At 67.3% G+C, this 10480-nt stretch carries 10 protein-coding genes and 1 tRNA gene; all 11 read right to left on the bottom strand.

Annotation, left to right across the window (positions count from 1 at the left end):
• Positions 1-151: 151 nt before the first annotated feature.
• A tRNA-Ser gene (locus B1991_RS02985) sits at positions 152-244 on the bottom strand.
• A 75-nt stretch (positions 245-319) separates the two neighbouring features.
• Complete coding sequence (gene csrA / locus B1991_RS02980) at positions 320-523, bottom strand: carbon storage regulator CsrA (protein ID WP_136257224.1); 204 nt, start codon at positions 521-523, stop codon at positions 320-322.
• Positions 524-774: 251 nt separating this feature from the next.
• Positions 775-3402, bottom strand: coding sequence for an alanine--tRNA ligase (alaS, locus tag B1991_RS02975; RefSeq protein WP_136257223.1), 2628 nt, complete (start codon positions 3400-3402; stop codon positions 775-777).
• 78 nt (positions 3403-3480) lie between these two features.
• Positions 3481-3978 (bottom strand): regulatory protein RecX, encoded by a 498-nt coding sequence (locus B1991_RS02970; RefSeq protein WP_136257222.1) that lies wholly within the window; start codon positions 3976-3978, stop codon positions 3481-3483.
• A 234-nt stretch (positions 3979-4212) separates the two neighbouring features.
• Positions 4213-5250 (bottom strand): recombinase RecA, encoded by a 1038-nt coding sequence (gene recA / locus B1991_RS02965; protein WP_136257221.1) that lies wholly within the window; start codon positions 5248-5250, stop codon positions 4213-4215.
• Between the two features lie 161 nt (positions 5251-5411).
• Positions 5412-5921, bottom strand: a complete 510-nt coding sequence (locus tag B1991_RS02960) for a CinA family protein (protein ID WP_136257220.1) — start codon at positions 5919-5921, stop codon at positions 5412-5414.
• Positions 5922-6029: 108 nt separating this feature from the next.
• Entirely contained in the window at positions 6030-6389 is a 360-nt protein-coding gene (locus B1991_RS02955) for a hypothetical protein (protein WP_136257219.1), read from the bottom strand.
• 164 nt (positions 6390-6553) lie between these two features.
• The gene (locus B1991_RS02950) at positions 6554-7723 is read right to left on the bottom strand and encodes a glycosyltransferase family 4 protein (RefSeq protein ID WP_136257218.1); all 1170 of its coding nucleotides are present in this window, start codon (positions 7721-7723) and stop codon (positions 6554-6556) included.
• 17 nt (positions 7724-7740) lie between these two features.
• The gene (locus tag B1991_RS02945) at positions 7741-8856 is read right to left on the bottom strand and encodes a hypothetical protein (protein ID WP_136257217.1); all 1116 of its coding nucleotides are present in this window, start codon (positions 8854-8856) and stop codon (positions 7741-7743) included.
• Positions 8853-9575 carry a class I SAM-dependent methyltransferase gene (locus B1991_RS02940; protein ID WP_168709567.1) on the bottom strand — a complete coding sequence of 241 codons (723 nt, stop codon included), beginning with the start codon at positions 9573-9575 and terminating at the stop codon, positions 8853-8855. The genes B1991_RS02945 and B1991_RS02940 overlap by 4 nt, the downstream gene beginning before the upstream one ends.
• Entirely contained in the window at positions 9565-10470 is a 906-nt protein-coding gene (locus tag B1991_RS18590) for a hypothetical protein (protein ID WP_168709566.1), read from the bottom strand. The genes B1991_RS02940 and B1991_RS18590 overlap by 11 nt, the downstream gene beginning before the upstream one ends.
• Between the last annotated feature and the right edge of the window lie 10 nt (positions 10471-10480).

Raw genomic sequence — 10480 nt, 5'->3', positions numbered from 1 at the left:
CCATGGGCCGAACCCCTTCGCGCTGCGCGCTCCAGGGCCAGCCTGCGGCTGTCCAATTTTGTTCCAGACAAAATTGTCGAACCGGAGGGTTCGTCCACCACCTCTCTCCGCCAGATACGCAAAACGCCCCATCCGGGGCGTTTTGCGTATCTGGCGGAGAGAGAGGGATTCGAACCCTCGATCAGGTTTTTGACCCGATACTCCCTTAGCAGGGGAGCCCCTTCGGCCACTCGGGCATCTCTCCGGGGATGTGCCGCATTGCTGCGGAGCCGGCAAGGATACTGATCGGCGCAGCGCAGGTAAAGCCTTGTGACGGTGGTCAGTGGTCGCCGCCGTCGTCCGGCGCGCCTCCGGTGTCGTGTTCGCCCTTGATTCGCTGATAGATTTCCTCACGGTGGACGGCCACCGTTTTCGGCGCGTTGATGCCGATGCGTACCTGATTGCCTTTCACGCCAAGAACGGTGACGGTCACCTCGTCGCCGATCATCAGGGTCTCACCGACCCGGCGGGTCAGAATCAACATGATTGCTACTCCATAAAATGCTGCTGGTCACAGGCTTGCGGATCGACGCGCCTCACCCCTGAGCGTTTGTCCATCCACGACTCGACGTTGATCCGTCGAAGGCCCTACCGCCTTCCCGGCTCACAGCCAAAACACTCCTGAGCGTCCTGACTGGCGGCTTACGCATTTCATGCGCGCAAACCGACCTCTGCGGATACTAACTGAGCACGATTCCCCGGTGCAATCAGCGTTGCCGCTGCCGTTAAGGCGGGTCAACGCGAGCTGACCCAGTCTGCCAGACCCGCCAGGATCGCCGGCAAGTCGGCGACGTCGGAGCCGCCGCCCTGCGCCATGTCGGGTCGGCCACCACCTTTGCCGCCGATCTGGGCGGCGACGCAGGCAACCACCTCACCGGCCTTGACGCGGGCCAGCGCCTTGCCGTGCACGCCGGCAATCAGCGACACCTTGCCGTCGACAGCACCTGCCAGCAGCACCACGCAGTCGCCGAGTTGCTGCTTGAGCTGGTCGACGCTGTCGCGCAGAGACTTCGCGTCGAGTCCTTCGAGCCGCGCGGCGACCACCTTGATGCCGTCGACTTCCTTCGCCGACCCGGCCAGGTCGGCGGTGGCGGACCCGGCGGCCTTGCTGCGCAGCGACTCCAGTTCGCGCTCGAGCTTCTTCTGGCGATCGAACAACTGGCGCAACTTCTCCACGGCGTCGTCGCCGCTGCTGGACAGCAGTTGCGAGAACTCGCCCAGGCGACGCTCCCCATCCGCGACATACGCCAGCGCATTGGCGCCGGTGACCGCCTCGATGCGACGCACACCGGAAGCCACGCCGGCTTCGCTGACGATCTTGAACAGGCCGATATCGCCGGTGCGGCCGACGTGGGTGCCGCCGCACAGCTCGGTGGAGAAGTCGCCCATCTTCAGCACGCGCACTTCATCGCCGTACTTCTCGCCGAACAATGCCATCGCGCCGAACTCGATCGCCTGGTCGTAGCCCATGCTGCGCACCTCGGCCACCGCGTTGCGGCGCACCTCGGCGTTCACCATCGCCTCGACCCGCGCCAGTTCGTCGTGACTCATCGGCTTGTGGTGCGAGAAATCGAAGCGCAATCGTTCCGGCGCGACCAGCGAGCCTTTCTGCGTGACGTGGGTACCGAGCACCTTGCGCAGGGCTGCGTGCAGCAAATGGGTGGCCGAATGGTTGAGCACGATGGCCTGGCGACGCGAGGCATCGACCGAAGCATCGACCGCGTCGCCGGCACGCAGCGGCTGGTCGCCATGCCAGGTGCCGGCATGACCGAAAAACACGCCGCCCATCTTCAGCGTATCGCCCACCTCGAAGCGCCCGGACGCGCGAGACAGCGTGCCGGTATCGCCGACCTGGCCGCCGGACTCGGCGTAAAACGGCGTGCGGTCCAGGATCAGCAGACCTTCCTCGCCCTCGCCCAGCTGGTCGACGTGGCGGCCGCCGCGCACGATGCCGAGCACCTTGCTGCCGCGGCTTTCCAAGGCTTCGTAACCGAGGAACTCGGTGGGTGGCAGCTGACTGGCCAGTTCGGCCGGCATCTGCCCCTTGGCCTCGAACTTGCCCGCGGCGCGGGCACGCTCACGCTGTTCGTTCATGGCCTGCTCGAAGCCGGCCATGTCCACGTCGAGGCCGCGCTCGCGCGCGATGTCGGCGGTGAGGTCGACCGGGAAACCGTAGGTGTCGTAGAGGCGGAAGGCCTCGACGCCCGGGATGGTCTTGCCGGACTTCGCCGCAGCCTCATCGAACAGCCGCATGCCGTGCTCCAGCGTTTCGCCGAAGCGCTGTTCCTCGGTGCGCAGCGCATCCTCGACGAAGGCCTGCTTCTCTTTCAGCTCCGGATAAGCCTCACCCATCTCGGCAACCAGCGGCGCGACCATCTTCCAGAAGAAGTCGCCGCGCACGCCCAGCATCCAGCCATGCCGCAGAGCACGACGGATGATCCGACGCAGCACATAGCCGCGACCCTCGTTGGACGGCAGCACGCCATCGACGATCAGGAAGGAACAGGCGCGGATGTGGTCGGCGATCACGCGCAGCGACTTGTTGGCCAGGTCGGACGTGCCGGTGAGCTCACCGGCGACGCGGATCAAATGAGCGAACAGGTCGATCTCGTAATTGGAATGCACGTGTTGCAGGATCGCGGCGAGCCGCTCCAGGCCCATGCCGGTGTCCACGCACGGCGCCGGCAGCGGACTCAGCGTGCCGTCGGGCGCCCGGTCGAACTGCATGAACACCAGGTTCCAGATCTCGATGTAGCGATCGCCGTCCTCGTCCGGCGAACCGGGCGGGCCGCCGGCGATGTGTGCGCCGTGATCGTAGAAGATCTCGGTGCACGGGCCACACGGACCGGTGTCTGCCATCTGCCAGAAATTGTCCGAGGCAAACGACGCGCCCTTGTTGTCGCCGATGCGGATGATGCGCTCGACGGGCACGCCGATCTCGTCGCGCCAGATCGCGAAGGCCTCGTCGTCGGTGTGGTAGACGGTGACGGTGAGCCGCTCCGGCGGCAGCCTGAACACCTGGGTCAGCAGCTCCCACGCCCAGCCGATCGCCTCGTGCTTGAAGTAATCGCCGAACGACCAGTTGCCGAGCATCTCGAAGAACGTGTGGTGGCGGGCGGTGTAGCCCACCTGGTCCAGATCGTTGTGCTTGCCGCCGGCACGCAGGCAACGCTGCACGTCGGCTGCGCGCACGTAGCCGGGCTTCTCGCTGCCGAGGAACACATTCTTGAATTGCACCATGCCCGAATTGGTGAACATCAAGGTCGGGTCGCTGGCCGGTACCAGCGAACTGGACGGCACGATGGTGTGGCCCCGGGTGCGGAAGAAGTCGAGGAAGGCGGAACGGATTTCGGAGGTTTTCATGCGGATCGCGATGGCTGGCGGCAAGGGCCACGCCGGCTTGGCGCCAATCGCTCCGCCACCGCCGCGTGGCAATGGATGTCAGGGAAGATCGTCGGCGTCGTCCACTTCGGCGTGGGTAACACGCCGTACTGTGGCGGCGGCAAAGCCGCGGCGCAAGAGGAACTGTGCCCGGCGGGCGCGTTCGGCGGGGTCCTTGCTGCCTGCGCCGCCGTAGCGCCGACGCAGCTGGGCCATGGCCGAGGCGTTCCAGTCGACCTCCACCGCGTCCAGCAATTCGCGGATGCGGGCGTCAACCAGGCCGTGGCTTTTCAGCTCCTGGCGCAGGCGCATGGGACCGTAGCCCTGGCTGATCCGGCTGCGCAGCAGCACTTCGGCGAAGCGGTCGTCGTCCTGGTAGTGCTGCTCGCCGAGGCGGTCCAGCGCGTCGGTGGTTTCCTCGCCCTCGTATCCGCCCTGACGCAGCTTGGTCTTCAGTTCCTTGCGCGAATGCTCACGGCGCGCCAACAGCCCGAGCGCCTTGTCGTAGGCGCTGCGTTTGGGTTTGGCCGGGTTGTCCGCGCCAGGACGCTTCTTCATGTCATGGCCATGCAAACGGACACCTGGCTAGTACGAGCAGATTTCCCCGGTCGTTCCCCCTGAGCGTAGATCCACAGGATCGGAGTCGAAGGGCCGCCCTTCGACTTCGCTGCGCTCAGGGGGAACAGCCGGGGATACATGTACTGCCGCGCCGAGACACGACGGCTGACCAAAACGCGCATGGCCCGGGCGAACCGGGCCATGCGCATGCAACGGACCGTCAACCATCACGGCTCATGCTTCCTCGAGCGCCTCTTCGGGACCGGCCGCGGCCGCCTTGCCCGGCTGCACCAGCAGGCGTTCGCGCAACTGCTTGTCGATCTCGTTGGCGATCGCCGGGTTGTCGCGCAGGAACTGGCGCACGTTCTCCTTGCCCTGGCCGATGCGGTCGCCGTTGTAGCTGTACCAGGCGCCGGACTTGTCGATCAGGTTCTGCGCCACGCCCAGCTCGATGATCTCGCCCTCGCGCGAGGTGCCCTCGCCGTACAGGATCTCGAATTCGCACTGGCGGAACGGCGGCGCCACCTTGTTCTTGACCACCTTGACGCGGGTTTCCGAACCGATGATCTCGTCGCCCTTCTTCACCGCGCCGATGCGGCGGATGTCCAGGCGCACCGAGGCGTAGAACTTCAGCGCGTTGCCGCCGGTGGTGGTTTCCGGGCTGCCGAACATCACGCCGATCTTCATGCGGATCTGGTTGATGAAGATCACCAGGCAGCCGGACTTCTTGATGTTGGCGGTGAGCTTGCGCAGCGCCTGGCTCATCAGGCGCGCATGCAGGCCGACGTGGGAGTCGCCCATCTCGCCCTCGATTTCCGCCTTCGGGGTCAGCGCGGCGACCGAGTCGACCACCACCATGTCGACCGCGCCGGAGCGCACCAGCATGTCGGCGATTTCCAGCGCCTGCTCGCCGGTGTCGGGCTGCGACACCAGCAGGTCGTCGACCTTGACGCCGAGCTTCTCGGCATAGGTCGGGTCGAGCGCGTGCTCGGCGTCGATGAACGCGGCGGTGCCGCCGGCGCGCTGGCAGCTGGCGATCGCCTGCAGGGTCATGGTGGTCTTGCCGGAGGATTCCGGGCCGTAGATCTCGACCACGCGGCCGCGCGGCAGGCCGCCGACGCCGAGTGCGATGTCCAGCCCCAGCGAGCCGGTGGAGATCGTCTCGATCGCCTCGTTGACGCGATCGCCCATGCGCATGACGGCACCCTTGCCGAACTGCTTTTCGATCTGGCCGAGGGCGGAGGTGAGCGCCTTGCGCTTGTTGTCATCCATCGTTGGTATTCCGGTTGGGCGGTGAGTGGGATGCATGATGCCCGGGTCGAATCTCAGGGGTTGCGATCACGCGGATTCGGGCGGGCGCGCTCGGCGACGAGCCATGATCGGAACATGCAGTATCCCACACCCGTCAAGCCGGTCTGGCGGCATGCGACGCCTCATTCCGTCAGGGTTTTCCGCAAGCCTTCGAGCGCCGCCGCCACGGTTTGCCGGCGCACCGCCTCGCGATCGCCGGAGAAATGGAACAACCGCGCATGGGCGTAGCCACCGCGGCGTTTCCAGCCGATCCATACCGTGCCCACCGGCTTGCCCGGCATGCCGCCGGTCGGGCCGGCGATGCCGGTCACCGCCACCGCCACGCCGGCACCGAAGCGCGCCAGCGCGCCGGCCACCATCTCCAGCACGGTCTCCTCGCTGACCGCGCCGGCATGCTCCAGCGTGCGCGGGTTGACTCCCAGCAGGGCCTCTTTGGCCTCGTAGCTGTAGGTGACTACGCCGGCGTCGAACCAGGCCGAACTGCCCGGCAGGTCGGTCAGCGTCTTGGCGATCCAGCCGCCGCTGCAGGATTCGGCCGTGACCAGCATCAGGCGGCAGCGCTGCACTTCCACGGCTACCTCGCCGGCCAGCGCCAGCAGTTCGGCATCGGTGGGAACGGACGGCATATCCATACGAGGCTCCGTGGCTTGGGCGTGGTCGTCGCCACGCGCGAACGGCACCGTTCTACCCGTTCCGGGCGACCACGCCAAGACGGCGAGCCGCACCTCGGCACGCGCCGTTCAGCGTGTCGAGGAGTCCACCGACTCCGGCCGCGACCGGGATGGCGGCTTTCCGGCATCCCGGGGGCGGACTGCCGGAATCTCGCCGCCCGCGTCGGCGCCGTGCCGGCCAAGCAGGGTTTCCATCTGCAGTTGCAGGTTCTTCAGCACCACCGTGTGACGGTGAAGCGCAGCCATGATGGCCCACAGCAGCACGCCGTTGACAATGAGCAGGATGCCAAGACTGGTGAGGGTCATCGGTATGGTTTCCGGTTGCAGCCATCGCGGACGCGTGGCGTCGCTTGTGGACATGGAGTGGTCGCGCACCCGCCCGGTGGCGCGACGGATGGCCGGCTCGGCAGAGCCTTCAAGGGGATTCAAGCACATTCCGGGCCAGAACCACCGTGCGCGCACGCACGTCTTGCCCGATCACAGCCACGCCCCCTCGCCGGTAGCGCAAGCGTACCGCGCGGCGAAATCCGAAGCGCGCACGCAACGGGCCGCCGTCGGTCAGCCGATACCCCGCGCCAGGATCGGGCGAGCCGTCAGTCGATGGCGGCGGCGTGCGCCACGCGGTCGGGTTGCAGCAGCTCGCGATATACCGCCAGCGTGCGTTCGATGACGAGGCGCTCGTCGAAATTCGCCAGCGCCTTGGCCCGCGCGGCGGCGCCCAGTCGAGCGGCCAGTTCGGGGGCATCGACCAGGCGGGCAATGGCGCGCGCCAGCGCGGCCGCATCATGCGGCGGAATCAGCAGGCCATCGACCTCGTTCGTCACCACCTCGCGGCAACCCGGCATGTCGGTGGTGATCAGCGGCCGCGCGCACGCGGCGGCCTCGATCAGCGATTTCGGCAGGCCCTCGCGGTAGTACGTGGGCAGCGCCACGATATCCACCGAGCGGAACAGCTCGCTGGTGTCGTCCACATGCCCCAGCCACTCGATCACGCCCTCCTCCACCCACTGTTGCAGCGTGGCTTGCGGCACCGCCGCCGGGTTGCCGCGATCGGGCATGCCGGCGAGCAGGAAGCGGATGCGGCGGCCGGCTGCACGCAGTTGGCGCGCCGCCTCGACGTATTCGGCCACGCCCTTGTCCCACAGCAGCCGCGCGGCCAGCAACACACACGGTTGCGGCCTGCGCGTGTCGCATGCATTCGCTCGCGGAGTGAACCGCGTGCAGTCCACGCCCGAGCCCGGGATCAGGTCGATGCGATCGGCACCGATCAGGCCCGATTGCCGAAACATCATCTGGTCGTCCGGATTCTGCAGGATCAGCCGCGTGCGCCGTCCACGCATGGCCAGGCGCAGCATCGCGCGCACCATCGGCCGCAGGCAGCGCGCCTTGCGGTCATTGCTGGCGAACACGTAGCCCAGCCCGGCCACTGCGTTGACGCGCGCCGGCACGCCCGCGAGCTGTGCGGCGAGCGAGCCGTACACCGCGCACTTGATCGTGAAACCGTGCATCAGCGCCGGGCGCTCGCGCCGGAACAACCGCACCAGGCTCGCCAGCAGTTGCAGTTCGCGGGCGGGATTCAGGCTGCGCCGATCCATCCCCGCCAGCGGCTGCCAGCGCAAGCCAAGGCCGCGCAGCCGCTCGCCGTATGCGCCGGACGGCGACACCAGCAGCACCTCGTAGCCGCTGGACTGCGCGGCCAGCGCCAGCGAGCGGCGGAAGTTGTAGAGGTACCAGTCGGTGTTGGCGAAAAAGACGATCTTCACGTTGTTATCGAGCCTCCTCAGCGTGCCTGCCTCCGCATGTGCGGGTCGGCAGCGCGCGTCGTGCAGGACGCGCGCATCGCATGGATGGCGGCGGTGTACTGCGGAAAATCCGGGGTGACCGGCGCTTCGCCATAGGGGCCGTCGGTCTGCCACGCGCTGCCGTAGCCGTAGATCCACACGTAGTCTTTCGCCGCGCTGTAGGCGGATCGCAGGTGCTCGGCGAATGCCGGCGGCGTATCGCGGGCGGACTTGTCGGTGTAGGAATGCCCCAGCGGCCACAGTCCGGGAGCCACGCTGAGACCGCTGCGACCGGCCTGTTCGGCGCCCATGAAGACCTCGTAGTTGCGCTGCGTCTGGCGTACCGGTGCGGCCATGTCCGCGCCGTCGTAGGTGACTTCCGTCGCAACCACCACATGCGCCCAGTCCGCCGACAGCAAGCCGTGCAGGAACGGAATCGCCAGCGCGTAGCCGCCGTGCCAGAAATGCCGCGAGGGGCCGGGGTCGGTGCCGAACTTCGAGACCAGTTCGTCGAGCGGCGTGTGCGGATAGTTCTGGTGCAACGCATCCTTGATGACCACCAGGGTCATCTGCGGATACGCCGTCCGCATGGCCTCGGCGATGGCACTTGCCTCGGCCTGCACCGTGGCGGACAGCTCGCCGCTGTCGACCCAGGTCGGCTCGTACGGCTCCAGGTCGATCGCAATGCCCTTGAGCCCCGCATGCCGCGCCAGCGCCGCGGCGTGCGAGAAGTTGCGCACCACCTGCTTCAGCGCATCCCCGTCACGCCAGTCGATCGGCTTGTACAGCGCCACCTTGATGAAGTTGTCGGCCACGCCGTGGCGGGCGTAGATGGACTGGAACAGGCCCAGCTGCCGCCACAGTTTGCTGTCCGTGCGGGTACCGACATCGTCCTGCCACGAGGCCATGACGCGGTTGACGAAGAACCCCTGCACACCGACCGTGTCGCCCCAATAGGCCGCCTGTTCGTCGGTCGCCTGGGTGTGGAAATTGGTGCCGTCGAACATCAGCAGTTTCGGGCAGCCTGCGCTGGCGGGCGCGGTCACGAACAGCAGCAGTGCGAGCGCGCCGAACGGCGCCAGCATTGCGCGCCGCGATGGACGCATCATCCTCATGGCGTGGAACCCGGTTCGCCGGCCGCACCGAATGCACCGGCCCGGCCGCGCCGGGAGCGCAACAGGAACACCATCTCCTGCGACAGTGCAGGCGCGATCCATGTTTGCCGGAGCACCTCGAAATCCGGCGACAGCTCGACACGCGCCTGCTCGACGCTGCAGAAGCACAGCGGGTCCCGCCCGCCGCCGAACACCGCCGCGCGCAGCTCGCGCCGCTTCTTGTGGAAGCCGGTTTCGATGCCGTACGACACGATCGTGTACGGCGCGATCCGCGCAAACTCGCGCAGCATCCGCCGGCGCAGGCCCGAGGGCACACGGTGCATCAGCCGCAGGCACACCGCCACGTCGAACGACCCTTCGCGAAAACGCGCCAGGTCGGTCGCGTCCTCCACCTGGAAGCGCACGTCGATGCAGCCGGCGCGGGCGTATTCGGCCTCGGCCAGTTTCAGCATGCTGGCGGAGATGTCCGAGGCCACCACGCGCGTGCCGCGCGCGGCGAAGATGCCGGCGAGTTTGCCGGTGCCGGCCGGCAGGTCCAGCGCGGTGCGGTGCGGCACCTGGTCGAGCAGGGTTTCGATGGCGCGCCGCTCGCGTCGCGCGACCAGCCGCGAGGGAAGATTGCGCCACCCTTTCGGCGACATGAACATGTGGTGGTAGCGCCGCGCCGTATCGTCGTTCTGATAGAAACCGCGGGTATCGCGCTCATAGTCAAAATTCATGGTTTGCGGCCCAGTGGTTGAGTTGCATGAAATAGCTGGCCAGATACGGTCGACCGATGACCCGCCTCGCGCCCGCCATGTTGCACAGCGCCTTCTCTGCAAAGTGCCGACGCATGGCGATCGTCTCGCGCAGGAAATAGGTGAGCAGGGTGCCGTCGAGCAGGAAGCCGGCGGCATCCTCGTAGGCGGCGAGCAGGTTCTCCACGTCGAACCCCTGCCACAACGTGACGCCGCCGCCCTGGCCCCAATTGATCATCAGCAGGGAGATCACGAACCGCGCCACGTCGTCCTCCGGCATGCCGAGGTAGACGTGCTGCGGGTCGAAGAAGAACCAGTCCCCGCGCTCCTCGTCGTAGCGGAAATTGCGCACTTCGAAACCGCCGATGAAGAGCGTGCGCTCGCGCTCGCCGATGCGCCGGGCGACCTCCGCGTCGGGCACCAGATAGCCGTCGTGCAGGTAGTCCTTGACCGGGTAACCGGCCGGGTTCGTGCGCGCGCGATGCAGCTGCGCCAGCACCACCATCGCCTTGCGCAAGGCGTGCGCCCGGTGCCGCGCGCCGCCGGCGCCGTGTTGCTGCTGCAGCATCGGGCGCAGGTCCGGCCCGGACAGTCGCGGATAGACCACGCATGCGTGATCGAGCCGCAACGGCGTGCAGACATGTTCGCTCAGCCCGCGCAGCAACAGCGTGTCGACGTATTCGCGGCCGGCCTTTTCCATGCACGCGGGGTCCAGCCAGTCGCGCAGCGGGTCGTCGCTGCGGCGGAAGATCTTGTAGAAGCGGTCCGCCGACGAGGCCACCCAGGATTCCTTGCGTGGCGTGAAGGCAAGCTCGGCGAGCCATCCCGCGGAGCCGGCCGGCGGTACCTGTTCGCACGCGGCGTTCTGTCCGTTCATGTCGTCAGCT

The sequence above is a fragment of the Rhodanobacter lindaniclasticus genome, assembly GCF_004799035.1.
Taxonomy (GTDB): domain Bacteria; phylum Pseudomonadota; class Gammaproteobacteria; order Xanthomonadales; family Rhodanobacteraceae; genus Rhodanobacter; species Rhodanobacter lindaniclasticus.
Note: the sequence above shows the minus strand (reverse complement) of the source record. Positions and strands in the feature narration are given on the sequence as shown.

Coding starts and splice junctions, on each gene's coding strand:
- csrA (WP_136257224.1), bottom strand. CDS start 523: ATGTTGATTCTGACCCGCCGGGTCGGTGAGACCCTGATGATCGGCGAC.
- alaS (WP_136257223.1), bottom strand. CDS start 3,402: ATGAAAACCTCCGAAATCCGTTCCGCCTTCCTCGACTTCTTCCGCACC.
- B1991_RS02970 (WP_136257222.1), bottom strand. CDS start 3,978: ATGAAGAAGCGTCCTGGCGCGGACAACCCGGCCAAACCCAAACGCAGC.
- recA (WP_136257221.1), bottom strand. CDS start 5,250: ATGGATGACAACAAGCGCAAGGCGCTCACCTCCGCCCTCGGCCAGATC.
- B1991_RS02960 (WP_136257220.1), bottom strand. CDS start 5,921: ATGGATATGCCGTCCGTTCCCACCGATGCCGAACTGCTGGCGCTGGCC.
- B1991_RS02945 (WP_136257217.1), bottom strand. CDS start 8,856: ATGAGGATGATGCGTCCATCGCGGCGCGCAATGCTGGCGCCGTTCGGC.
- B1991_RS02940 (WP_168709567.1), bottom strand. CDS start 9,575: ATGAATTTTGACTATGAGCGCGATACCCGCGGTTTCTATCAGAACGAC.
- B1991_RS18590 (WP_168709566.1), bottom strand. CDS start 10,470: ATGAACGGACAGAACGCCGCGTGCGAACAGGTACCGCCGGCCGGCTCC.